General features: G+C 68.1%; 21 protein-coding genes. 9 read left to right on the top strand and 12 right to left on the bottom strand.

What is annotated here, in order from left to right; genetic code table 11:
* Position 1: 1 nt before the first annotated feature.
* Positions 2 to 1,174, bottom strand: coding sequence for a M20 aminoacylase family protein (locus AC07NY_RS13555; protein ID WP_492284338.1), 1,173 nt, complete (start codon positions 1,172 to 1,174; stop codon positions 2 to 4).
* Positions 1,175 to 1,530: 356 nt separating this feature from the next.
* Between AC07NY_RS13555 and AC07NY_RS13560 the strand changes: the two genes are divergently transcribed.
* On the top strand, positions 1,531 to 1,938 hold the full coding sequence (locus AC07NY_RS13560; protein WP_494584268.1) for a hypothetical protein: 408 nt from the start codon (positions 1,531 to 1,533) through the stop codon (positions 1,936 to 1,938).
* A gap of 18 nt (positions 1,939 to 1,956) precedes the next feature.
* On the opposite strand, the gene AC07NY_RS13565 is transcribed toward AC07NY_RS13560, so the two are convergent.
* The 3 genes from AC07NY_RS13565 to AC07NY_RS13575 form a co-directional block, all read right to left on the bottom strand.
* Positions 1,957 to 2,478, bottom strand: coding sequence for a GNAT family N-acetyltransferase (locus tag AC07NY_RS13565; protein ID WP_494584269.1), 522 nt, complete (start codon positions 2,476 to 2,478; stop codon positions 1,957 to 1,959).
* Positions 2,479 to 2,508: 30 nt separating this feature from the next.
* Positions 2,509 to 3,492, bottom strand: a complete 984-nt coding sequence (locus AC07NY_RS13570) for a threonine ammonia-lyase (protein WP_494584270.1) — start codon at positions 3,490 to 3,492, stop codon at positions 2,509 to 2,511.
* A gap of 113 nt (positions 3,493 to 3,605) precedes the next feature.
* A complete protein-coding gene (locus AC07NY_RS13575) occupies positions 3,606 to 4,862 on the bottom strand; it encodes a peptide ABC transporter permease (RefSeq protein ID WP_494584271.1) in 1,257 nt (418 codons plus the stop codon).
* A 240-nt stretch (positions 4,863 to 5,102) separates the two neighbouring features.
* On the opposite strand from AC07NY_RS13575, the gene AC07NY_RS13580 reads away from it, so the two are divergent.
* On the top strand, positions 5,103 to 5,618 hold the full coding sequence (locus tag AC07NY_RS13580; protein ID WP_494584272.1) for a DUF2478 domain-containing protein: 516 nt from the start codon (positions 5,103 to 5,105) through the stop codon (positions 5,616 to 5,618).
* A gap of 5 nt (positions 5,619 to 5,623) precedes the next feature.
* A complete protein-coding gene (mobA, locus tag AC07NY_RS13585; protein WP_494584273.1) occupies positions 5,624 to 6,241 on the top strand; it encodes a molybdenum cofactor guanylyltransferase MobA in 618 nt (205 codons plus the stop codon).
* 7 nt (positions 6,242 to 6,248) lie between these two features.
* On the opposite strand, the gene AC07NY_RS13590 is transcribed toward mobA, so the two are convergent.
* The 3 genes from AC07NY_RS13590 to AC07NY_RS13600 all read right to left on the bottom strand — a co-directional run bounded on the left by AC07NY_RS13590 (position 6,249) and on the right by AC07NY_RS13600 (position 8,169).
* Complete coding sequence (locus tag AC07NY_RS13590; protein ID WP_494584274.1) at positions 6,249 to 6,650, bottom strand: SRPBCC family protein; 402 nt, start codon at positions 6,648 to 6,650, stop codon at positions 6,249 to 6,251.
* An 82-nt stretch (positions 6,651 to 6,732) separates the two neighbouring features.
* Positions 6,733 to 7,848, bottom strand: coding sequence for an Mrp/NBP35 family ATP-binding protein (locus AC07NY_RS13595; RefSeq protein WP_494584275.1), 1,116 nt, complete (start codon positions 7,846 to 7,848; stop codon positions 6,733 to 6,735).
* Between the two features lie 63 nt (positions 7,849 to 7,911).
* Complete coding sequence (locus AC07NY_RS13600; protein WP_494584276.1) at positions 7,912 to 8,169, bottom strand: sulfurtransferase TusA family protein; 258 nt, start codon at positions 8,167 to 8,169, stop codon at positions 7,912 to 7,914.
* A gap of 151 nt (positions 8,170 to 8,320) precedes the next feature.
* Between AC07NY_RS13600 and AC07NY_RS13605 the strand changes: the two genes are divergently transcribed.
* Positions 8,321 to 9,562, top strand: coding sequence for a molybdopterin molybdotransferase MoeA (locus AC07NY_RS13605; RefSeq protein ID WP_494584277.1), 1,242 nt, complete (start codon positions 8,321 to 8,323; stop codon positions 9,560 to 9,562).
* Here AC07NY_RS13605 and AC07NY_RS13610 read toward each other — a convergent pair.
* The 3 genes from AC07NY_RS13610 to AC07NY_RS13620 form a co-directional block, all read right to left on the bottom strand.
* A complete protein-coding gene (locus tag AC07NY_RS13610) occupies positions 9,559 to 10,329 on the bottom strand; it encodes a TIGR02186 family protein (protein WP_494584278.1) in 771 nt (256 codons plus the stop codon). The two genes, AC07NY_RS13605 and AC07NY_RS13610, sit on opposite strands and share 4 nt — an antisense overlap.
* On the bottom strand, positions 10,326 to 11,255 hold the full coding sequence (locus tag AC07NY_RS13615; RefSeq protein WP_492284328.1) for a sulfite exporter TauE/SafE family protein: 930 nt from the start codon (positions 11,253 to 11,255) through the stop codon (positions 10,326 to 10,328). Before AC07NY_RS13615 ends, AC07NY_RS13610 begins: the two co-directional genes overlap by 4 nt.
* A gap of 181 nt (positions 11,256 to 11,436) precedes the next feature.
* Positions 11,437 to 14,784, bottom strand: coding sequence for a hypothetical protein (locus AC07NY_RS13620; RefSeq protein ID WP_494584279.1), 3,348 nt, complete (start codon positions 14,782 to 14,784; stop codon positions 11,437 to 11,439).
* Positions 14,785 to 15,139: 355 nt separating this feature from the next.
* Here AC07NY_RS13620 and AC07NY_RS13625 point away from each other — a divergent pair, with 355 nt between their 5' ends.
* The 5 genes from AC07NY_RS13625 (at position 15,140) to AC07NY_RS13645 (ending at position 21,956) form a co-directional block, all read left to right on the top strand.
* Entirely contained in the window at positions 15,140 to 15,598 is a 459-nt protein-coding gene (locus tag AC07NY_RS13625) for a MerR family transcriptional regulator (protein ID WP_494584280.1), read from the top strand.
* A gap of 352 nt (positions 15,599 to 15,950) precedes the next feature.
* Positions 15,951 to 17,738, top strand: a complete 1,788-nt coding sequence (locus tag AC07NY_RS13630; RefSeq protein WP_494584681.1) for an acyl-CoA dehydrogenase C-terminal domain-containing protein — start codon at positions 15,951 to 15,953, stop codon at positions 17,736 to 17,738.
* Positions 17,739 to 17,879: 141 nt separating this feature from the next.
* A complete protein-coding gene (locus tag AC07NY_RS13635; protein WP_494584281.1) occupies positions 17,880 to 19,088 on the top strand; it encodes an acetyl-CoA C-acetyltransferase in 1,209 nt (402 codons plus the stop codon).
* A 157-nt stretch (positions 19,089 to 19,245) separates the two neighbouring features.
* Positions 19,246 to 21,447 (top strand): 3-hydroxyacyl-CoA dehydrogenase NAD-binding domain-containing protein, encoded by a 2,202-nt coding sequence (locus tag AC07NY_RS13640; protein WP_494584282.1) that lies wholly within the window; start codon positions 19,246 to 19,248, stop codon positions 21,445 to 21,447.
* 14 nt (positions 21,448 to 21,461) lie between these two features.
* Positions 21,462 to 21,956, top strand: a complete 495-nt coding sequence (locus tag AC07NY_RS13645) for a peptide deformylase (RefSeq protein WP_494584283.1) — start codon at positions 21,462 to 21,464, stop codon at positions 21,954 to 21,956.
* A gap of 12 nt (positions 21,957 to 21,968) precedes the next feature.
* On the opposite strand, the gene AC07NY_RS13650 is transcribed toward AC07NY_RS13645, so the two are convergent.
* Positions 21,969 to 23,072, bottom strand: a complete 1,104-nt coding sequence (locus tag AC07NY_RS13650; protein ID WP_494584284.1) for a serine hydrolase domain-containing protein — start codon at positions 23,070 to 23,072, stop codon at positions 21,969 to 21,971.
* Between the two features lie 28 nt (positions 23,073 to 23,100).
* Positions 23,101 to 24,441, bottom strand: a complete 1,341-nt coding sequence (gene aptA, locus AC07NY_RS13655) for an omega-aminotransferase AptA (RefSeq protein ID WP_494584285.1) — start codon at positions 24,439 to 24,441, stop codon at positions 23,101 to 23,103.
* Positions 24,442 to 24,516 lie beyond the last annotated feature (75 nt).

The following is a 24,516-nucleotide window of genomic DNA, read 5'->3' on the forward strand; positions in this document are numbered from 1 at the left end:
GTCAGCTGCGCTGCGGCATGGCGATCTCGATGAGGCTCGCCCAGTAGTTCACGCCGACCGGGATCGCCGCATCGTTGAACTCGTAGGCCGGGTTGTGCAGGCCAGCCGAGTCGCCGTTGCCGATATTGATGAAGGCGCCGGGGCGCTCCTCCAGCATGTAGGAGAAGTCTTCCGAACCCATGGTCGGCGGCACCTCGGTATTGATCGCGTCCGAGCCGAAGGCCTCTTTCGTCACGCTGGTGGCGAAATCGGTCTGGCCGGCATGGTTGAAGGTCACCGGATAGCCGCGGCGATAGTTGAGCTGGTACTTCATGCCGAAGGCCTTCATCACGCCTTCGACGATCTCGGCGATGCGCTTCTCGGCGAGGTCCCGGGTTTCCGGCGTCAGCGTACGGACCGAGCCCTTGATCTCCGCGGTCTGCGGAATGACGTTGAAGGCCTCGCCGGCATTCAGTGCGGTCACCGAGACGACGATCGACTCGAGCGGATCGGCATTGCGCGAGGCGACCGTCTGCAGCGCCGAGACGAGCGCGCAGGAGGCGACGATCGGGTCGTTGACGCGATGCGGCGCAGCCGCGTGGCCGCCAAGGCCCTCGATCTTGATGTGAAGCTGGTCGGCCGCGGCCATCGCGGGACCCTTGCGGATCTCGAACTTGCCGACGGGCACGCCCGGCTTGTTATGCATGCCGTAGACTTCCTGGATGCCGAAGCGGGTGATCAGCCCGTCGTCGATCATCGCCTTGGCGCCGGCGCCGCCCTCTTCGGCCGGCTGGAAGATGAGCACGGCGGTGCCGTCGAAATCGCGGGTCTCGCTCAGGTACTTGGCGGCGCCGAGCAGCATGGCGGTGTGGCCGTCATGGCCGCAGGCATGCATCTTGCCGGGCACGGTCGAGCGGTGCGGGAGATTGGTCTCTTCGTGGATCGGCAGCGCGTCCATGTCGGCGCGCATGGCGATGACACGGCCGGAATCCTGGCCCTTGCCCTTGATGACGCCGACGACGCCGGTCTGGCCGACGCCGGTGGCGACTTCGTCGACGCCCCATTCCCGGAGCTTGTCGGCGACGAGGCCGGCGGTCCGGTGCACGTCGTACATCAGCTCGGGGTGGCGGTGGATGTCGCGGCGGATCGCGGTGATTTCCGGGGTGAGCGCCGCGATGATGTCGGTCTTGGGCATCGTATCCTCTGAGATGGCATGGGGCGACCACGCAGAAAGCGGGTGCCGTCGCGCAGGCTAGCCCAGCCTCGCCCCGCCTGTCCAAGCCGGTGGCGCGCAGGGGATGGGCCTTGGCGGAATGGCAAGGGCCCTATCGAAAGGTCAGGAGCGATCTGTGGGGATCGAGGAGCGATCTGGGTAACGGTAGTGCAATAATCTGGAAAGGCCGCAGCCATGATTTGGCCTTGCTTGACGATTAGCGGAGGCAGCATCCGCTCGGGCCATCGAGATTATCTGGCCTGATCCCTTTCAATTCCCCCTTACATGTCTGGTAGATGATGCGTCGCTTGTCGTTGCTTGCGTTACTATGTGGTTTCTTGCCTGCGGCCGCCCTGGCTGATGTCACGCCCGAGAAAATTTCCTTTCAGCCGCAGGTCAAAGGCCTCGGCTGCCTCAAGCCCGAGACGAAGGCGATGATCGCCGAACTCGTCGCGAAGATCGGCCCGATCCAGATCACCTCGACCTGCGGCGGCCGCCATGCCCGCCACTCGCAGCACTATAGTGGCCGGGCGATCGATTTCCGGCCGATGGCGACCTCGTCGCGCAAGGCCGCCGCTGCCGCGCGCGCGATCGACAATGTCGGCGGTGTCGGCACCTATTCCAACGGCCTGGTCCATGCCGATGTCGGCGAGCGCGAGCTCTCCTGGTACGGCCACAAGCGCAGCCGTTACGCTTCCGCCAGCAAGCGCAGCCGCTATGCCCGGCTCGCCCGCAACAGCAACTGACGAAGCCGGCCGCGCCCTTTAGCGGGGCGTGGTCGTGAGGCTGTGCCGATAGACCAGATCCTTCGGGTCCGGTCTGTCGGCCAGCAGGTCGCGGATGGCGCCGAGCCGTTCCGCCAGGGCCGCCGAGCTCGCATTGTTCGGCGCGATATAGCTGACCAGCTCAGGGACCCCGAGCGCCTGCCCGGCCCAGTCGCGCAAGGCGATGGCCGCCTCGGTCGCGTAGCCCTGTCGTTCATGGCCCTCATAGAGCAGCCAGCCCAGCTCCTTCTCCGGGAAGAGCGGGCCATGGCTGATACCGACCTGTCCGATGCAGACGCCGTCCGAACGCCGGTCGATCATCAGCCCGCCATGGCCGTAGAGGCTCCAGCAGGCGATGTCGTGGCAGAACAGGCCCCAGGCCTGTCTCAGGGATAACGGCCCGCCCAGCCCGGCGGCACGCGGCGAAGCCAGGAAGGCGGCATAGGCAGGGAAGTCGGCCTCGGCCATCGGGCGCAGGACGAGGCGCTGCGTCTGCAGCGTCGGGATCGATCGGTTGTCCATAGTCGGTTCCGGAAATGCTTTCGCGCCGGCTCAGACGCCGAAGCTCTTGCGCCAGCCGTCGATATCCTCGAGCGCGACATTCGAGCCGCAGAGCACGAGGCAAACCCTCTCGTCGGGCCGGAAGCTGTCCTTGCGCGCCAATGCGGCGGCGACCACGCAGGAGGCCGCCGGCTCCAGCAGCACCCGTCCATTCTGGAGCACCCAGACGAGTTCGCGGACGGCCTCCGCGTCGGGCACCACGATGATCTCTTCGAGGAACTGCCGGGCCGCCGCCATGGTGCGCTTGGTCGCGAAGGGCGCGCCGAGCGTGCGGGCGATCGAGGTCGGGCGGATCGCGACAGGTTCGCCGGCCGCCAGCGCCTGCGTCATCGTCGTGGCGCCCTCGGTCTCGACGCCATGCAGCCGCACGGCCGGATCGAGCCCCTTCAAGGCTGTGCCGACGCCGGCCGAGAAGCCGCCGCCGCCAACCGAGATGAAGACATGGTCGAGCCGCCCGCCGGCATCGGCCGCCAGTTCGAGGCCGAGTGTGCCATGTCCGGCGATGATCGCCGGGTCGTCATAGGAATGGACGTGGGTCATGCCCTGCGCGGCGTAGCCTTCGGCCTTGGCGAAGGCAGCGACGGAATCCTCGCAGAGTTCGACCTGCCCGCCGGCCTCCTCGGTCAGGCGGATATTGAGCGCCGGCGTCGCCTTCGGCATCAGCACCAGCGCCCGCGTGCCGACGGCCTTCGCAACGAGCGAGACCGCGATGGCATGGTTTCCGCCCGAGACGGTGACGACGCCGCGCGCCAGTTGGGCATCGCTGAGCCCCATCAGCTTGTTGTAGCAGCCGCGGACCTTGAACGAGCCGCCGAGTTGCAGGCTCTCGACCTTCACCCAGGTCTCGACGCCGAGCCGTGCGGACAACCCCGCGCTGTAATAGGTCGGCGTGCGACGGACCTTACCGGCAATGCGCGCGGCGGCGGCCTGGACGTCGGCAAGGGTGACGTCGAATGCGGTGACGTCGAAGCTCATGGCGCTCTGGTCCTTTGCCCCAGCGATTCCGGTTCGGCGGCACGAGAGCGCGGCGGACGCCCAGCCGTCAAGCGTCGGCTAAGCGCATTCGAGATTGCGGCTGAGTCCGACCGTCAGGGAGCGGGCGGCGGGCTCGCCTTGGGCCGGGTATGATTGACCGGGCGCGTCGGCAGCGGCACCGCCGGGCGGTCGGTGCGGTACTGGCCCCGCGCGATGGCGCCGAACAGCAGCATCACGGCGGTCAGGGTCATCAGCCACCAGGGAAGCAGTGGCGCGAAGCCGAAGACGCTGAGCGCGAAGGCCGTGGTGAAGGCTGCGACACCGCCGGCAGCCAGCGCCCCGGTCATGCGACCGGCGGCGCGGATCGCGAAATAGAGGCAGGCTGCGGCGGCGGCGGCCCCGACCAGCCCAAGCTCGTACCAGGTCTCGAACAGCAGGGTCGCCGGGGCGGGCTGCGGCAAGGTCCCGCTCATCTGCCCGCGCACCACGGTATCGAGCCCGTGCCCGGTGATCAGCTCGATCGGCGATTGCCGGATCACGTCGGCCCAGATCGAGAGCATCTGCGCGAAGTCGTCGGCGCTGTCGGGCAGGATCGAGACCAGCGGCGCCATCAGGAAGGGCAGGATCGGCGCGAACAGCATCAGCCCGGCGATGATGGCGGCGATGATCTGCGTCGCGCGCTCAGGGCTGGCGGTGACGGCCCCGAAGGCGACGGCGCCGAAGATCATGGCGAGCGTCTCGCCGTCCTCGAAGCGCGTCAGCGCCAGCAGCGTCACGACGAGGGCCAAGCCCAGTGCACTGAGGCCGCGCTCGCGCGAAAGCAGCCAGGCCAGCGCCGGCCAGGCCATGATCAGGATGATCGAGACGCCGCGCTCGACGGCGCCGGGCGGTGTCTCGGCATGGCGCAGCGCCGCGACCGCGATCAGACCGAGCGCGAAGATGCCGGCGGTGCCCGTGCCGAGCGCGACAAGGTTGAGGTTCGAGGAGCGCATCCGCTCGGGCAGGGCCGAGAGGCCGACGAAGCCGAGCACGGCAGCGAGCATCAGATTGCCCGCCTTCTCGACGGCGGCACCCGGAAACGGACTCCAGACCAGGGAGAGGAAGGCCCAGGCGATCAGGCCGATCAGGATCAGGCCGGGGCGGCTGACCAGGAGCGCACGGAGCGTGCCGACGAATTTGCGGGGCTCTTCGATCAGTGTCGCGATGATCAGCAGGGCGATGCCGATCGGCACCAGCACGACGGCAGCGCGGCGCGAGACCAGCGCGGCCAGCGGCAGGACGAGTGCCAGCGTGCCGAAGCCGATGCGCCGCAGCAGCAGCGCGGCGTCGGTGGCCGGATCGAGCGGGGCTTGGGCGTTGTTGCGGATCATGCGTTTCGGCGGGGTCCTGACAGCCTCTCGGCCTGCCCGGCCGCCCGGGATGAGCCGCTGCCACCCTAGCGGGCGCAAGCGCCCTCGACTGTAGGTGCGGCGCAACACTGAAAGCCTGTTTTGACATCGTCAAATCGATGGCGCGGAGCATGATGATCTCCGCAGGGCCCCTATGGCTGGTACCCGATGGTGCGACGCCGGGCCTCTGGCGAAGCGGCGGCGTTCGTGAGAGAAACCGGCATGACCATGCTGGCGGCCACCCCCTTTGCGAGCGGCTTTCCGATCGACGCCTTCATGCACGGGCTCGTGGCCCGGCTGAAGCGCCAGGGGCTGCGCCTCGGTGGCGTGGTCCAGCACAACGATCCGGCCTGCGACGACCGCTGCATGGCGATGTCGCTGGAGGATGTCGCGAGCGGCCGGCGTTTCCCGATCAGCCAGGATCTCGGCGCAGGCGCTTCGGGCTGCCATCTCGATGCCGCTGGTTTGGCCGCCGCTGCCGCAGCCTTCTCCGATGCGCTGGCCGGGCGCGCCGATCTCGTCATCGTCAACCGCTTCGGCAAGCAGGAGGCCGCGGGCGAGGGGCTGCGCGCGGAGATCGCCGGTGCGCTGCTCGCCGGCCTGCCGCTGCTCATCGCCGTGCGCAGCGATTTCCTGCCGGCCTGGCGTGATTTCGCCGGTGACGACTGGCTCGAATTGCCTGTCGATGAGGCGGCGGTGGAGCGCTGGGCGCTGGCGGCAACGCGCGTCGCGGCTTGAGCCTCATGGCGGAAACGCCGACCATCGGCCTGATCCTCGCGGGCGGCCTCGCCCGGCGGATGGGCGGTGGCGACAAGGCGCTGAAGCCGCTCGCCGGCAGGCCGATCCTCGCCCATGTCATCGATCGCCTGCGCGGCCAGTGTGACGACCTTCTGCTCAATGCCAACGGCGATCCGGCGCGGCTCGCCGGCTTCGGCCTGCCGGTCGTCGTCGATACGGTGCCGGATTTTGCCGGACCCCTTGCGGGAATCCTCGTCGGGCTGGACTGGATCGCAGCTCACAGGCCGCAAACCGAGTGGCTGCTCAGCGTCGCCGCCGATACGCCCTTCATTCCTGGGGATCTCGCCGCGCGCCTGCATCAGGCGCGGGCTGCCGCCGGCACGCCGCTCGCCTGCGCGGCCTCGGGTGGGCAGCAGCACCACGCCATCGGCCTCTGGCCGGTCGCGTTGCGGGAGGAGTTACGCGAGGCGCTGGCCGCGGGCGAGCGCAAGCTTGGCCGCTGGGCGCAGGGACATGGCGTCGCCGTCGCCGAATGGTCCGCTGAACCGCTCGATCCCTTCTTCAATGTCAACACGCCCGAGGATCTCGTCGAGGCTGAGCGGCTGGCCGCAAGCGTGGCCTGACTGGCGCTTACCCTTCCAGCAGAGCCTTCAGCGCCGCGAGGTCGCGGGCGACCATGGCCGCATCCCCCGCCATCTCGTCATCGGACATGCCGTCGCGCTGGAACAGCGTGAACACGATTTCGGCCCCGTCGCCATTGGCGACGACCCGCATCGGATTGTGCATGGCCGGACCGTGCTCCGGGATGACGGCATGGTCGAGCACGCCATGGTTGTTCGGCTCGCTGAACAGGATTCGCATCGGCCCCATCGGCGTCTCGGCGCGCCAGGTCATGCCCTCGACCGGCACGAAGCTGTGGCCGAGGCCCTCGGCCCAGCGCGGGAAGTTCGCGGGATCGGCGAGGAAGGCATAGACCTCCTCGACGGGGCGGTCGATGCCGACCCCGATATGGCGGGCGCGATGGACGGCCATGGCTTTCGTCCTTCCAGATAAAGAACAAAAGAAGAACAAATGCTTCGGTTTGTCAAGCACCCGGCGTGATGCTCGCCTAATCCTACTCGATGACGATGCGCGGTGCGGCCCGGACCGCACCACCGAGACTGGCCTGCACCTGCCGCGCCAGCGCGACATAGGCCTTGGCATGGGCGCTCGACGGGTCGCTGGCGACGATCGGCCGGCCGCCATCCGATGTCTCGCGGATCGGCATGGCCAGTGGGATCTCGCCGAGGAAGGGGATGCCGAGACGCTCCGCCTCGTGCCGGGCGCCGCCATGGGCGAAGATGTCGGAGCGATGCCCGCAGGCCGGGCAGGTGAAATAGCTCATGTTCTCGACGAGGCCGAGGATCGGCACCGCGACCTTCCTGAACATCGCGACGCCGCGGCGCGCGTCGAGCAGGGCGAGGTCCTGCGGCGTCGAGACGATGACGGCCCCGGCGAGCGGCACCTGCTGGGCCATGGTGAGCTGGGCGTCGCCGGTGCCGGGCGGCATGTCGACGACCAGCACGTCGAGTTCGCCCCAGGCGACCTCGCGCAGCATCTGGGTGATGGCCGAGATCACCATCGGCCCGCGCCAGATCATCGGCGTCTCCTCGTCGACGAGGAAGCCGATCGACATGACCTTGAGGCCATAGGCCTCCATCGGCGCCAGCGTCCGTCCGGAGACGATCTGCGGCTTGCCGGTGATGCCGAAGATCTTCGGCATGGACGGTCCGTAGATGTCGGAGTCGAGCACGCCGACCTTGAGGCCGAGCGTCGAGAGCGCCACGGCGAGATTGGCCGCGGTCGTCGACTTGCCGACGCCGCCCTTGCCGCTGGCCACCGCGATGATCTGCTTCACGCCCGGCACGCCGGCAGGCTTAGGCGGTCCACCCGGTGCGGGGCGCTGCGCCTGCTGGCGTGCCTGCATCCCGGCCGAGGGGCCGGCCTTGTCGGCCGTCAGCCCGACCAGAACCTGCGTCACGCCCGGCAGGCCGCCGACGGCGCTTTCGGCCGCCTTGCGCACCGGCTCCATGGCTGCGGCCTCGGTCGCGTCGATGCCGATGGCGAAGATCACCTTGCCGCCATCGACAAGGATGTCGCCGATGCGGCCGGAGGCGGCGAGCGACTGCCCGCTTGCCGGCAGCTTCACCAGTTCGAGCGCCCGCAGGACATCGGCTTGGGAGACGGTCACGTTGTCGAACTCCGTTTCTCGGAAGCGTCATGCTCGGGTCAAGCCCGAGCATGACGTGGTTGTCTAGGCCGCCTTGCGGATATGGAAGACGAGGGCGCCGTCCGCATCCCCCTGCAACTCGATGATGTCGCCGGTTTCGCGCACGAGGTTCGGCAGGTCGATCGCGGCCATCGGGTCGGTGCATTCCACGACGAGGAGCGTACCGGCCCGCGCGGCGATCAGCGCCTTGCGCACGCGCAGCACCGGAAGCGGGCATTTCAGGCCGCGCAGGTCCAGCTCGATCGCATCGGGGGGCGTGCCCGTCGGGGCCGTCGTGGTCATGCTGCTTCATAGGACGGCTGTTCGGCGGCCGGCAACCGCCGCCATGCCGCAGGGCGCTTGACCCCACAGGCCGCGCCGCCGATGAAGAACGATCGATCGGGAGGAAGCGGGCGGCGATGCGCTCAGGCGGCCGAAGCAGGCGGGGATCGTGATGGCGCGGCTGGGTGATGGCCGGAGCGATTCCGGGCTCGTCACGCTCGACGAGGCGGCAGCTGATGCGGTTTCGCGCGTGCACCCGCTCGCCGGCACTGTGAAGCTTCCGCTCGCCCAAGCCGACGGCCATGTGCTGGCGGAAGCGGTGATCGCGCCGTGCGATCTCCCGCCTTTCGCCAATTCCGCGGTGGATGGCTATGCCATCCACTTCGGCGATCTCGCACCCTGCGCGGCGACCAGCCTGCCGGTGCTGGGCCGGACGATGGCCGGAGAGGCCCCCGCACGATTGGAGCAGGGCGCCTGGCGCATTTTCACCGGTGCCCCGGTTCCCGAGGGCGCCGATACCATCGTAATGCAGGAGGATGTCGCCCCAAGTGATGGCGCGGTCACCCTTCCGGCCGGCATCAGGCGCGGCGCCAATCTGCGGTTGGCGGGTGAGGATGTCGCGCGTGGGCAGGAGGTGCTGCCGGCTGGCCGGCGCCTTGGCCCGCAGGATCTCGGGCTGCTCGCGGCGCTGGGGCTGGCCGATGTCACGGTGCGCCGCCGCCCGCGTGTCGCGCTGTTTTCCACCGGGGACGAACTCACCGAGCCGGGCCGGCCGCTCGGTCCCGGGGCGATCTACGACGCCAACCGGGCGATGCTGCGCGCGATGCTGGCGCGGGCCGGCGCCGAGGTCGTCGATCTCGGCATCCTCAGCGACGAGGCGACAGGATTGGAGCAACGGCTGCGCGAGGCGGCGGCCGGTTGCGATCTCGTCATCACCTCCGGCGGCGTCTCCGTCGGCGAAGCCGATCACGTCAGGGACGCCGTGCTGGCCTGCGGAGCGCTCGACCTCTGGCGGGTTGCGATCAAGCCGGGCAAGCCGATCGCGATCGGCAATGTCGCCGGCACGCCCTTCGTGGGGCTGCCCGGCAATCCGGTCGCGGTTTTCGTCGGCTTCGCCTTCGTCGCGCGCCCGCTGATCGCCCGGCTGGCTGGCGAAACCTCTGCTCGACCGCGAGCCTGGCCGGTCAGGCTTGGCTTTTCGCATGCCCGGAAAACGGGCCGCCGCGAATTCCTCCGTGTCTCGCTCGAACAGGGCGCTGATGGCGTGGTTGTCGCTCGCCGCCATCCCGGTGAGGGCGCGGGCTCGCTCGCCTCGCTCGCGCAGTCCGATGGGCTCGTCGTGCTGGCCGAAGATGTCGCGCGAATCGAGGCGGGCGATTTCGCGCCCTTCCTGCCCTATGCGGAACTTCTCTAGTCGCGTCGGAAGATCACGCTCGCGCTCCAGCCGAGGAACAGCGCGATAAGCACGGTGACGAGGCCGTACAGGATGGCCCAGTCATAGGCGCCCGAGGCCAGCCGCTGCTCGATCCCGGTCTTGATCACCTCGAAATTGGTTTGTTGCCGCGCCAGGGGCACGCCGCCGGAATAGAGCACGATATCGACCGTGTAGGAGCCGGTCGGCGCCGTCGCGGGGATGTCGACCGGTGCGCTGAACAGCGCGCTCGACAGGAAGGTGACGCCGCGCTCCTCGTAGCCGTAGAGGTCCTTGGCCTGCATGATCCGGACGAGGCTTTCGCGGAAGCGCCGCGCACCGGGATCGAGATCGACCCAGCTGCCGGAAGGCCGCTCGGCATTGGCGAGGCCGATGCGGTCGCGCTGCGCCGTCTCGTTGGACATCATCTCTGCGATCGGCCGGTTGCTGGCAACATGCAGGAAGACCGGATTGTCCGGGAAGCGCCGTTGCGTCCGGTTGATCCAGATCGGGCCGAGCCGCTCCTTCTCGCGCACCAGCAGCATCCGCCTCGGCCCGCGCACCGTGACGATGATGTCGTAGGGGTCGCCGCGTGCGATCGTCCGGCCGTCGCGCTCGACCAGTCCGAATACCGTGAGCTGGCTGCCGGTGTAGTTCGAGGTGATCTGGATCTGGTGGCTCGACATCGCCGCGATCAGCGTCTCGGCGCGCGCCGCGTTGGTCGCGAGCCCGATCGTGAATGCAGCGAGGATTGCGGCGAGCCATTTCATCGCGCGCTCTCCGGCACGACGACCGAGAAGGGCTCGCTCGGCGGGATGAAGAGCTCGATGGCGAAGCGCAGGCCCACCGACAGGATCAGCAGCGCCAGCAGGAGGCGGAAGGATTCGACATTGAGATTGCGCGCAGCTCGTCCGCCGAACTGCGCGCCGATCACGCCGCCGACCAGCAGCAGCACGGCCAGAACGATATCGACCGACTGGTTGGTGACGGCGTGCAGCACGGTCGCGCCGGTCATCGTCACCAGGATCTGGAACAGCGAGGTGCCGACCACCACGGCCGGCGGAATCCGGAAGAAGTAGATCAGGCCGGGAACCAGGATGAAGCCGCCGCCGACGCCGAGCACGGCGCCGATGAAGCCGATGACGATGGCGAGGAGCGCGATGGGAATGACGCTGCAATAGAGGCCGGAGCGGTAGAAGCGCTGGCGGAAGGGCAAGCCCATCCACCAGGGGTGCATGCCGCCGCGCCGCTTCAATCGCGCCGGCTTGCCGGCCCGGACGCGCAGCATGGCCCGCAGCGCGTCGTAGAGCATCAGCCCGCCGATGATCGAGAACAGCGTGACATAGGACAGCGTGATTACGAGTTCGAGCTGGCCGAGCCGGCGCATCGTGTTGAAGAACAGCACGCCGAGCACGGTGCCCAGGATACCGCCGCTCACGAGCACGCCACCGAGCTTGAGGTCGAGCGCCTTGCGTCGGAGATAGGTCAGCACGCCGGTCATCGAGGAGCCCGCGACCTGCGCCGCGACGGTCGCGACCGCCACGGCCGGCGGGATGTCGAGGAAGATCAGCAGCGGCGTCAGCAGGAAGCCGCCGCCGACGCCGAACAGGCCGGAGATGAAGCCCACCGCGCCACTCAGGCCGAGAACCATCAGCACGCTGATCGGCAGCTCGGCGATCGGCAGGTAGATCTGCACGCTGATCCCTCGAAAGGCGGCGCATGAACGTTTGCATGCGCCTGATGAGCCCCAGACTAGGCTGTCCGGGTTAAGGCAAGTTTCCGAATGGAAAAGGCGGGCCGCTTCCGGCCCGCCCTAGGAAACGATCGTTCTTACTCTCGCGTCAACACGTCGAAAGCATGACGTTGCGCGACGCGGCTCAGGACCGGGACGGCTTTGCCGGCTTGGCCACCGCCGCGGTGGGCTGGGGATCCCAGCCCTTGGCCGGCGGAGCGACTTCGTTGGCGGCAGCGTCGAGCGTCCGGGGCTTCCAGCTGGATGCCAGTCCCTTGGCTGCGGTGAGATCCTCGGGCTTCAGGCGCTGGGCCACCTCGTCGCGCTTGCGGCCGGCATCCTCGTCACCCTGGCCCGCCGCGACCGAGAACCAGACGAAGGACTGGGCGAGATCGGTCGGCGCGCCGAGACCGCGTCCCAGCAGCACGGCGAGATTGTACTGGCTGTCGCGGACGCCGAGCTCGGCAGCGCGGCGGAACCATTCCGTCGCCATGGCATAGTCCGGCTTCCCCGAGGCGCCCTCGGCATGGAGCACGGCGAGGTTGTGCATGGCCTTGGCGTTGCCGCGCTCGGCGGCGCGCTGGTACCAGACACGGGCGAGCGCGAGGTCGCGCTGCGTGCCGATGCCCTTCTCGAACATGTTGCCGACACGGAACTGGGCGGGGGCAAGCCCCGCGACCGCGGCGCGCTCGAACAGGCGCAGCGCGAGCTTGGGGTCGCGCTGGTTGGCCGGCCCGTCGGCAGCCTTGCTCGCGAGTTCGTAGACCGCGCGCGCATCGCCGTCCTGGGCCGCCTTGCGCAGGCCCGCGCTGCCGAACCCGGCCGGCAGGTCGCCGATCCCGGTCACGACCTGAGCCTGCTCGGCCGGGGCTGCCGCCGCAGGAGCGGCATCGGCAGGCGCCGCGGGAGCAGCCGATGCGGTGATGGAGCGCTCGGGTGCGGCAGTGCTGGCCGCCGGCTGGGCGGGAGCCTCTTGCGGGGTGGCGGGCAGGGCCGAGGACTGATCCTTGGCGGGGGCCTGGGCCGGCGCGGCAGGGGCCTCCGGCTGGGTGGCCGGCGGAGCGATCAGGCTGCGGGCTTCGTTGTTGGCGGCCTTGTCGCCGTCGCCACGCAGCGAGGTGGTGACGAGATGCGCGGTACCCATGGCGAGGACCAGCGCGGCGAGGCCGAGCAGGAGCGGGCGTTTGCGCTTCTCCAGAATCTCCTTGAGGCGGCCGGGGCTCTTGGTCGATGGCTCGGCGGCGGGCACGGGCGTGGACGCGGCCGCCTCGCTGGCGGCCTTGGCGGAGCGTCGCGCGGCGGCGATCAGGCTCTGGCGCACCGATTGCGGGTCCTGGCCGGCAGCGGCGACGGCTTCGGGGCGCGGGCGCCCGGAGCCGGGCTCGAGCGGCATGTCGAAGGCGGTGCTGACCGCCGGCAGGGCGGGCTCGGTCCGGGCGGGCTCGCTCGCCGGTGCCGCAAAGCGGTCCTGCGCGGCGGCACCGACCGAAAGGCTCGCGCCGTCACGCTTGGGAGCAGGGGCCGGCTTGGCTTGAACGAGGGTATCGTCGCCGCGCATCGCGGCGGCAAGGGTGCCCGCGGGCGGGCGCCGCTCGCCGTGCAGATCGGCTTCGAGGCTCGCGAGCCGCGACATGATCGTCTCGAGCGAGCCGTGGACGGCGCCGAGCGCATCGCGGGTCTGGCGATCGGACGAGGCGTGGGTGTCGTGCAGCCCGGTGACCAGGCTCGACAGTTCGGCAATGCCTTTTCCGGGGGCCGTCGTGCTCGCCGCCTGGACCAGTGCGGCCCGTTCGGCGGCGGTTTCTTCGCGCATCGAGCGCAGGTGCACGACGAGATCCTGCAGCGTACGCTCCATGCCGTTCTCGGCGGAGCGGGTCGCGGAGGCCTCGTCGAGACGGCTGGCGATGCCGGAGATCTGCCGTTCGAGCGCATCGAAGGATTCGGCGTTGGCGCCGGGCGCGCCGGCCTCGTCGATCTTCTCGGCGAGATGCTTAAGCATCTGCTCGATCGGGTTGAGATCGACCGTGGCCGCGCCATCGCCGACCATCCGGGTCAGCTGGCTCGAAGCGGCGAGGCTCTCGATCCGGCCGGAGAGCGCCTCGATCTGGCGGGTGACTGCGGAGGGGCCCTGCTCGGCCAGCGTCTCGATCCGCTGCTGCAGCGAATCGATGCGGCTGGCAAGGTACTCGCTCTGGCGCTGGGACGCCGCTTCGTCGAGCTTCTGCGAGGCGATCGCGTCGAACTTGTGCGAGAGGGTGTCGATCTGGGTGCCCAGTGACGTCAGCAGGCCGGCGCCGGGGAACTCGCCGCGCTGCGACAGCACGACGCCGCGCACGTCGTCGATCGCGTTCGCGAGGCTGCGCAACTCGCTCATGTCGGGCTGGACGTCGCGCAGCCGCCCGATCTCGAAACCGAGCGTGGCGACCTGCTCGGAGAGGTTCTCCAGCTTGTGGTCCTGTCCGCCGGCGCCGAGGAGATCCCTCAGTTCGGCGATGTCACGCCGGACGGGATCGAGATTGGTGACCTGGCCGCCGCGGGTGGCGAGCGCATCGACCTTGGCGGCGAGATGCGCGATCTCCAGCTGGAAGCACTGGTAGCTTTCACCGGCGCGGTCCTGCGAGAGCCGCGAGACTTCCGCCTCGATCCGGGTGAGCGGCTTGAGCAGGGGCTCGAACTGGTCGCGCCGGTCGAGCCTGTCGAGGCGTTCGGCCAGGAGGCCGATCTTGGCCTCGATGGCGCTGGTGTCGACGCGCATGGGCGCGGCCGGCCGCTGCGGCTGGGCGGGGCGGCGGCTTTCGTGGGAGAGGCGGGAGCCAAGCTCGCGCAGGTCCTCGCGCAAGGCCGAGATGCGCTCGGGGGCGACGGCTGCCGGCCGGGCTGCCACGGCCTCGTCGGTGTCGAGGAAGCGCTGGCGCGTGCGGATGTCGGTGACGGCGGCGGCAAGCCCCTCGCGGCTGAAGGCGAGGCGGGGGGCCTGCTCGACGCGGGGCTGCTGGGCCTCGATGTTGCGGCGCTCGATCTCGGCGATGCGCTCGCCCATCGTCTTGATGGCGTCGGCGATGACATTGGTGGCGCGTTCCTGCCGCTCGGCCGAGCCGCGCTCGCTCGACGACAGGCGGTCCTCGGTCTTCTCGATCCAGCGGGTGATCGAATCCAGCGCGCCGGCGGTCCGGGCATTGGCTTCACGCGTCATGCTTTCGAGGGCGGCTGCCTGGCCGACGAGGCTGTCGATCGCCTCGCGCGACGGGGCCGGCTCCGGCTGCCGCGGCGCCGTATCCATCCGGCCCTGCGACAGGCGCGCCAGCCGCTCGGACAGGGCGGCGATGTCGAGCTGTTCCGGAGGCGTCGAAGCAAGGGCTTCCTCGCTCTCGTCGCGAATCTTGTGGTCGAGCCATTCGCCCAGCGTCATGCCCGCCCGGCGGGCCGCCGCCTTTGCCGCATCGCGCGTCCGGGGATCGACGCCCTTCACGCTCCAGGGCAAGCTGTTGGCCATGATCTCGCTCGCCTAAGGGGACCTTGTCTGCGGCAGGCGAGGCCCCCTGATGCCGTCGCCTTCCGCGCGAACCTTGGCTGATCGTGAAAATACCGTTGACGAAGCCACGAAGCCGATGCGCGTTCCCGACATTTGGCTTGCATGGTAAACAGCAGGTTAATAACCGGGGTCCTGATCGTTAATTTTTCCCGAATGCCCCATGGGAAGGCGCCTTTTCGGGCCATGTAACGGTAACTTACCCCGCCCCTGCCACGTATTACCTGACGCAGCGAGAGCTCCATGCCTATCACTCAGGCATCGATCGATGCCGTCAGAAGGTCGGCGATTCGATCCAATCGCAAGGATTGCAGCTTTCATGTCACGCCAAAGCTTGGCTATGGCGGGTTCCTCGATTCATGAAACCCGCGACGCCGCCGACTCCGCCGCCGCCGAACAGGCCGGCGATTTCACCATTAGCGACCTCGCCCGCGATTTCGGCGTGACGCTGCGCACACTGCGCTTCTATGAATCGCGGGGCCTGATCGCTCCGAGCCGTTCCGGCATGACGCGCATCTATTCGGCGCGCGACCGCGCCCGCCTCGCCCTGATCCTCAAGGGCAAGCAGCTCGGATTCACGCTCGTCGAAATCCGCGCCATGCTCGCCAACGAGGACAAGAAGGGTTCGGCCGGCGATGCCGCCGCATCCGTCGGCGGACTGCAGCTCAGCCGCGAGCAGATCGTCGAGCAGCTCGAGCTGCTGCGCAGCCAGCGCGCCGAGATCGAAGGCGCGATCGCCGAGCTCGAGAGCTCGCTCGCGCGTCTCGGCAAGGCCTGAGCGGGTCTATTCCGGCGCGCTCAAGAGCGTCATCCCGTGCGCGCCGCAGCGTGCAACGCTGCTGCGCAGACACGGGACCGTCCTCCGGAAAAGGCGCCTTCTCGTCGCGCGGTCCCGTGTCTGCACAGCGGCATTCTATGCCGCTGTGCAGACACGGGATGACACCGGCATTTCCACCAAGCCCCGGCTTTCGCCGGGGCTTTTTTTATGCGCGGCACGGCGCGCCCCCTGTCGCATGGCCGACAAAATCGTATCGTCACAGTTGCAACTTCGTCCAGATTGTTTATATATGAACTATCTTGATGCGGCGATAGCGATCAAGCGCCGCCTTTGCGACGAGAGGGAGGATCAGATGCCGGTCTACAAGGCACCCGTCGACGATACGCTTTTCCTGCTCAACGACGTCTTCAATATCGAGCGCTACAACAACCTGCCGGGCTTCGCCGATGCATCCTCGGATGTGATCGAGGCCGTGCTCGGTGAGGGCGCCAAGCTCTGCGAGGAAGTCCTCCAGCCGATCAACTATTCCGGCGATCAGGAAGGCTGCACCCGTCACGCCGACGGCCGCGTCACCACGCCGAAGGGCTTCAAGGCGGCCTATGAGGCCTATGCCGGCGGCGGCTGGATCGGGCTTGCCATGGACCCGGAATATGGCGGCCAGGGCCTGCCCTACACGCTCGGCGCCGTGATGAACGAATACGCCTCGGCCGCGAACATGGCCTTCGCCATGTATCCCGGCCTGACCATGGGCGCGATCGCCGCGCTCTATGTCCATGGCTCCGACGAGATCAAGCGCGCCTACCTGCCGAAGATGATCGACGGCACCTGGTCGGGCACCATGAACCTGACCGAACCGCATTGCGGCACCGATCTCGGCTTGCTCAAGACCAAGGCCGTGCCGAACGGCGACGGCTCCTACGCGATCTCCGGCACCAAGATCTTCATCTCGGCCGGCGAGCAGGACATCACCGAGAACATCGTCCATCTCGTGTTGGCCCGCATCGAGGGCGCGCCGGCCGGCGTGAAGGGCATCTCGCTCTTCGTCGTGCCGCGCAACAAGCTGGGTAGCGACGGCTCGGTCGGCGCCAATAACGGCGTCTCCTGCGGCTCGATCGAGCACAAGATGGGCATCCACGGCAATTCGACCTGCGTCATGAACTATGACGGCGCGCAGGGCTGGCTGGTCGGGGCCGAGAACAAGGGCCTCAACGCCATGTTCGTGATGATGAACGAGGCCCGCCTCGGCGTCGCGATCCAGGGCCTCGCCCAGTCCGAGGTCGCCTATCAGAACGCCGTCGCCTATGCGAAGGAGCGCCTGCAGGGCCGCGCGCTGACCGGCACCAAGGAGCCTGCCAAGCCGGCCGACCCGATCATCGTCCACCCGGACGTGCGCCGCACGCTGATGTCGATCAAGGCCTTCAACGAGGCCGCCCGCGCCTTCGTGCTCTGGAATGCGCTGAAGTCGGACATCGCCCATCGTTCCGGCGATGCGGCCGAGCGCCAGGCTGCCGACGACCAGCTCGGCCTGATGACCCCGGTGCTCAAGGGCGTGCTCACCGATGTCGGCTTCGACAATGCGGTGAAGGCGCAGCAGATGTTCGGTGGCCACGGCTACATCGCCGAGACCGGCGTCGAGCAGTTCGTCCGCGATGCCCGTATCGCCATGATCTACGAGGGCGCCAACGGCGTGCAGGCGATGGACCTCGTCGGCCGCAAGCTCGGCCGCGATGGCGGTCGCGGCATCATGGCCTTCTTCAACGAGGTCGGCACCTTCCTGAAGGAGAATGCCGAGGACGAGGCGCTGAAGCCGTTGCTCGGCCCGCTCCAGGCTTCGCTCGGCCATCTCCAGCAGGCGGCGATGTGGTTCATGAACAACGCGCTCGCCAAGCCCGACAATGCCGGCGCCGGTGCGTCCGACTTCATGCACCTGCTCGGTCTCGTCTCGCTCGGCTACATGTGGGTGAAGATGGCCAAGGCCGCGCAGGAGAAGCTCAAGGCCGGTGCCGACGAGCGGATGAGCGCCAAGCTGGTCACGGCCCGCTTCTTCATGGAGCGCACCTTGCCGGAAACCGGCGCCCATCTGGCGCGCATCACCTCCGGCGCCGACACCACCATGGCGTTGAGCGTCGAGCAGTTCTGACGAAAGCGCCGTCCTGCCCGGGCCTAGCCCGGGCAGCCCTTGATGAGTTCGCTGGATAGGAAGATGGTCGGGCGAAGCCCGACCACGACGTCCGGCATAAAAACAAGCCGCCGGGTCGCGGCAGGCCAGGGAGATCCCTCGATGGCAGACGCATTCATCTACGATCACGTCCGGACGCCGCGCGGCAAGGGCAAGGCCGACGGCTCGCTTCACGAAGTCACCGCGATCGAACTCGGCACCCAGGCGCTGCGCGCGATCAAGGATCGCAACAACCTCGATCCGCTCCTCGTCGAGGACGTGGTCATGGGCTGCGTCGACCCGGTCGGCGAGGCCGGCGCCGACATCGCCCGCACCGTCGCGCTCAAGGCCGGCTACGGCAAGGAAGTGCCTGGCGTGCAGATCAACCGCTTCTGCGCCTCGGGCCTCGATGCGGTGAACCTCGCCGCGGCGCAGGTCATGTCCGGCCAGAAGGAGATGGCGATCGGCGGCGGCGTCGAGTCGATGTCGCGCGTCGGCATGGGCGCTTCGGGCTTCGGGATCGCGGTGGATCCATCAGTCGCGATCGACACCTATTTCATGCCGCAGGGCGTCGCGGCCGATCTGATCGCGACGAAATACGGCTTCTCCCGTGACGATGTCGACGCCTTCGCCGTGCGCTCGCACCAGCGCGCCGCCAAGGCCTGGGCCGAAGGCCGCTTCAGGAACTCGGTGATCCCCGTTACCGACGTCAACGGCCTCGTCATCCTCGACCGTGACGAGACGATCCGCCCCGGCACCGACATGCAGACGCTGGCCGCTTTGAAGGCCTCTTTCGTTCAGATGGGCGAGATGGGCGGCTTCGATGCGGTCGCGACCGCCGCGCACCCGGATGTCGAGTTCGTCAATCACGTCCACCATGCCGGCAATTCGTCGGGCATCGTCGATGGCGCGGCCGCCGTGCTCGTCGGTTCGAAGAAGGCCGGCAAGGCTGCGGGCCTGAAGCCCCGCGCCCGGATCAAGGCTTTCGCCACGGTCGGCTCCGACCTCGCGCTGATGCTGACCGGTCCGGTCGACGTCACCGAGCGCGTGCTCAAGAAGGCCGGCATGTCGGTCAAGGACATCGACCTGTTCGAACTGAACGAGGCCTTCTCCTCGGTCGTGCTGCGCTACCAGCAGGCGCTCGACATCGACGACGCCATCTTGAACGTGAACGGCGGCGCCATCGCCATGGGCCACCCGCTCGGCGCGACCGGCGCGATGGTGCTGGGCACCGTGCTCGACGAGCTGGAGCGGCAGGACAAGCAGACCGCGCTGGTGACGCTCTGCGTCGCCGTCGGCATGGGCGTCGCCACCATCATCGAGCGGGTCTAGCGCTGTCTTCCCGTGCGCGCTGCGGCACATGAGTAGCCGCTGCGCAGACACGGGACCGCATGACGAGCTAGCCCCCAGCACCGCCTTTTCCTGATGACGATCCCGGATCGCCGCGTGGCGGCGTCCGGGATGACCCGACCCACCGGAGGGACCGTCCATGAACCTCACCAATTTCCGCTTCGAGACTGACGCCGACGGGATTGCCGTCGCGACCTGGGGCATGCCCGGCCGCTCGATGAACGTCATCACCCCCGATGTGATGGAAGAGCTGAACCAGATCGTCGACAAGGTCGCGGACGATGAAGCCATCAAGGGCTGCGTCATCACCTCCGGCAAGGAGAGCTTCTCCGGCGGCGCCGACCTCACCATGCTCCAGGGCCTACGCGACCTCTATGTGACGCTCGCCAAGGAGAAGGGCGAGGCCATCGCGATGCAGAGCTTCTTCGACGAGAGCCGCAAGCTCTCGCTGCTCTATCGCAAGCTCGAGACCTGCGGGAAGCCCTTCGCCGCGGCGATCAACGGCGTCTGCCTCGGCGGGGCCTTCGAGCTCGCGCTCTCCTGCCAGTACCGCGTCGTCTCCGACGACGCCTCGACCCGCGTCGGCCTGCCCGAGATCAAGGTCGGGCTCTTCCCCGGCGCCGGTGGCACCCAGCGTGTCGCCCGCCTGATGCAGACCGGCGACGCGCTTCAGATGATGTTCAAGGGCGAGCAGGTGAAGGCGCTGCCAGCGCGCAATTCCGGCCTCGTCCATGCCGTCACCCCGCGCGCCGATATCGTCCAGAACGCCAAGGACTGGCTCAAGGCCAATCCGCAGGCGACTCAAGCCTGGGACCAGAAGGGCTTCAAGCTGCCCTCCAACAAGGTTCATTCGCCGGCCGGCATGCAGATCTGGCCGCCGGCCAACGCGATCTATCGCCGCGAGACCAACGACAACTACCCGGCCGCGCGCGCCATCCTCTGCGCGGTCCATGAGGGCTTGCAGCTGCCGATCGATCTCGGCCTCAAGGTCGAGAGCCGTTACTTCGCCAAGATTCTCAGGACGAAGGAGGCGGCCTCGATGATCCGCTCGCTCTTCGTCTCGATGCAGGAGCTGAACAAGGGCGCCCGCCGCCCGGCGGACGTGCCGCCCTCCAAGCTCAAGAAGGTCGGCGTCATCGGCGCCGGATTCATGGGCGCCGGCATCGCCTATGTCACCGCCAATGCCGGCCTCGAGGTCGTGCTGGTCGACAAGGACGTCGAGGCGGCCGAGAAGGGCAAGGCCTATTCGCACAAGCTGGTCTCCGACCAGATCATGAAGGGCCGCGCCAAGACCGCAGACCGCGACGCGCTGCTCGGCCGCATCAAGGCCTCGGCCGATTATGCCGATCTCAAGGGCTGCGACCTGATCGTCGAGGCCGTGTTCGAGGACCCGAAGGTCAAGGCCGAGGTCATCGCCAAGGTCGAGGCCGTGGTCGGCCCGCGCACCATCTTCGGCTCCAACACCTCGACGCTGCCGATCACCGGCCTCGCCGAGACCAGCCAGCGCCCGAAGAACTTCATCGGCATCCATTTCTTCTCGCCGGTCGAGAAGATGCTGCTGGTCGAGGTCATCATGGCCAAGAAGACCGGCAAGAAGGCGCTTGCCATGGCGCTGGACTTCGTCCGTGCCATCAAGAAGACCCCGATCGTCGTGAATGACACCCGTGGGTTCTACGCCAATCGCTGCGTCGGCAACTATATCCGCGAAGGCCATCTGATGCTGATGGAAGGCGTGCCCCCGGCGATGATCGAGGCCGCCGGCAAGCAGGCCGGCATGCCGGTCGGCCCGCTCTCGCTCAATGACGAGGTCGCGGTCGATCTCGCCTACAAGGTGCTGAAGGCGACCAAGGCTCAGCTCGGTGACGGTGCGGTCGATCCGGCGCAGGAGAAGCTGCTCGCCGACATGGTCGAGAAGCATGGGCGGCTGGGCCGCAAGAACAAGAAGGGCTTCTACGACTATCCGGAAGCCGGGCCGAAGCGCCTCTGGCCGGGCCTCGCCGATCTCGCAGGCCCGCGGCTCGATCCCGAGAGCGTCGACATGGAGGAGCTGAAGCACCGCCTCCTGGTCACGCAGGCTCTGGAAGCCGCGAAGACCTATGAGGAGGGTGTCGTCACCGATCCGCGCGAGGCCGATGTCGGCTCGATCATCGGCTTCGGCTTCGCGCCTTACTCCGGCGGCACGCTGTCCTATATCGACAACATGGGCGCGGCCGCCTTCGTGAAGCTCTGCGAGAAGCTGGCCAAGGCCCATGGCGAGCGCTTCAAGCCGAACCGGCTGCTGAAGCGCATGGCCAAGACCGGCGAGAGCTTCTACGGCACGGCCGAGAAGAAGGTAGCCTGAGCGGGCGGGCCACCATGGCCACTCGGCCGATCCTGAGCTTTCCCGATCCGCGCTTGCGCGTGGCGGCTGCACCCGTCACGCGCTTCGATGCCGACCTGCGCGAGCTTGCCGCCGATCTGCTCGGCACGATGCGGGAAGCGCCCGGCATCGGCATCACCGCGCCACATATCGGCGTGTCGTCGCGGCTGGTGGTGCTGGAGCTGACGCCCGGCGACGTCCGGACCTATGCCAATCCGGTGCTGGACGGCGTCTCGCGCGAGACCATCCGCCATGTCGAGGGCAGCGTCTCGATGCCCGGCGTCACCGACGAGTTGGAGCGCCATGCCCATGTTCGCGTGCGCTATCGCGATCTCGACGGGGCGGAGCATGTCGAGGAGGCTGACGGCCTGCTGGCCGTCTGCCATCAGCACGAGATCGACCAGCTCGACGGCATCTTCTGGATCGACCGCCTGTCGCGGCTCAAGCGCGACAGGCTGATTGCCCGCTACAACAAGTTGCGGCGTAGCTGAGCGGCGCCCTGCCTACTGGGCCAGGGCGCCGAAGACGAATTCGCTCGCCACGCGCAGCGGCAGCCGCGAATTGCCGGGCTGGTTGTAGTTCCCCGCCGTGGTGGCGATGACGATCTGCTGCTTGGGCGCGACGATCAGGCGTTGCCCGCCATTGCCTTCGGCGCCGTACCAGGCATCTCCGGCACGATCGCGGCCGAGATACCACTGATAGCCGTAGCCGAGCCCATCCTTTCGCTGCATGCGCTGTGTGAGGGCCTGCTCCACCCAGTCGGCCGGTATGATCTGCCGCCCGCCATGGCTGCCCTTGTCCAGCAGGAGCTGCCCGATCGCGGCAAGATCGCGCGGACGCAGGCGCAGGCCCGAGGCCGCGGCTTCCTCGCCGTTCATGCCGTTCGTCCAGGTGAAATGCCCGATCCCGAGCGGCGCGAAGAGGCGGCTTGAAGCATAGGCGCTGAGCCGCTGGCCCGAGCCCCTGGCGACGAGATGGCCCAGAAGGGCCGTAGCGCCGCCGCTATAGGTCCAGGCCTCGCCGGGCGGACGGGTGATCGGCTGCTCCAGGATGAAGCGGTAGCGATCGGCCGCCCGCTCCATCGCGATCTCGCTGTTGCGCGGATCGGTGTAGGGCAGGCTCTCGTCCCAGGCGAGACCCATGCTCATGGTCAGGACATGCTCGATCTTGATGCGCTGCCGGTCCGCATCGGCCGCGAGATCGCGATAATCCGGGAAGCTCGCCAACACCGGCGCATTCGGTTTCGGGACGTGCCCCTCACCGAGCGCGATGCCGTAGATCAGCCCGACGATGCTCTTCGACACCGAGCGGAGGTCGTGAAGCTCGTCGGCGTTGAAGGCGACGGTGCCACGGCTGTCGCCCCAGATTTCGTCCGTGCCGGTGAAATAGTGCTCCATCGCGATCTTGCCGTGCCGGAGCACGACAAGGCCATGGAGCCCCTTCAGTTCGCCGTCGGCGAAGGCCTTCTGCAGGCGCTCGCTCGCATCGGGTTTGAACCCCGCCTCGGCGAGAGACAGGGATTGCCATTGGCGCGTCGGCGCTTGCGCTGCGGCCGGGCGCGCCACGAGGGCCGCGCTCGCGCCGGTGAGAAAAATGCGTCGATCCATGTCCGGCAAATCCCTGCCTGTCGCAGCCTCAGTTCGCGACTGCCCGGATCGCCCGGCGCAGCTTCTCGATCAGCTCTTCGATCTGGCTCTCCGAGATGATCAGCGGCGGCGAGAAAGCGATGGTATCGGCTGCGGTTCGCACCATCAGGCCTTCCTCGCGGAAGAGGCGGTCCATCGCTTCGAAGGCACGCTTGCCGACGCCCTCGGCGCGGGGCGCGAGGTCGACCGCGCCAACGATGCCGAGCGTGCGGATATCGGCGACGTTCGGTTCGCCCTTCAGGCTCATCACCGCATCGGCCCAGGCGCCTTCCATGGCGCGCGCCCGTTCGAACAGCCCTTCGTCGCGATAGATGTCGAGCGTCGCCAGACAGGCCGCCGCCGCCAGCGGGTGGCCCGAATAGGTGTAGCCGTGGAACAGCTCGATGACGTTGTCCGGCCCGCCCATGAAGGCGTCGTAGATGTGCTTGCGCACGATCACGCCGCCCATCGGCACCGTGCCGGAGGTCACGCCCTTGGCGAAGGTGATCATGTCGGGGATCACGCCGTAGCGCTCGGCGGCGAAGGCGAAGCCCAGACGCCCGAAGCCGGTGATGACCTCGTCGAAGATCAAGAGGATGCCGTGCTTGTCGCAGATCTCGCGCAGGCGCTTGAGATAGCCCTTCGGCGGCGGCAGCGCGCCGGTGGATCCCGCCATCGGCTCGACGATCACGGCCGCGATGGTCGAGGCATCGTGCAGCGCGACGATCCGCTCGAGATCATCGGCGAAATGCGCGCCGTAATCCGGCTCGCCCTTGCTGAAGGCCTGCTTCTCGCGGTCGTAAGTGTGGGCGAGATGGTCGACGCCGGTGAGCAGCGAGCCGAAGAACTTGCGGTTGTTCGACATGCCGCCGACCGAGATGCCGCCGAAGCCGACGCCGTGATAGCCGCGCTCGCGGCCGATCAGGCGGGTCTTGGCCGCCTTGCCCGAGACGTTCCAGTAGGCGAGCGCGATCTTGAGCGCGGAATCGGCCGCTTCCGAGCCGGAGCCGGCGAAGAAGACGTGGTCGAGATCGCCCGGCGCCAGCGCCGCGATCCGAGCCGCGGCGGCGAAGACCTTGGGGTGGCCGTACTGGAAGGACGGAGCGTAGTCGAGGTCGCGCGCCTGCGCCTGGATCGCCTGGATGATCGGCTCGCGGGCATGGCCGGCATTGCAGCACCACAGGCCGGCCGTGCCGTCCATGACCGGCTTGTTGTCGGGCGTGTAGTAGAACATGCCCTCGGCGCGGGCGACCATGCGCGGGTTCTTCTTGAACGACCGGTTGGCCGTGAACGGCATCCAGTAGGCTTCGAGGTCGTTCGGCGTGGCGATGGCGGAAGGTGCTGACGTCATTCGAGGCCCCTGTGGATTAACCTTGGTTGAAGCTAGCAGGAGCAAGCCGCCTGTAAATCGCCATCATGGCCGAGG

Source organism: Allobosea sp. GW821-FHT09G06 (genome assembly GCF_059416005.1).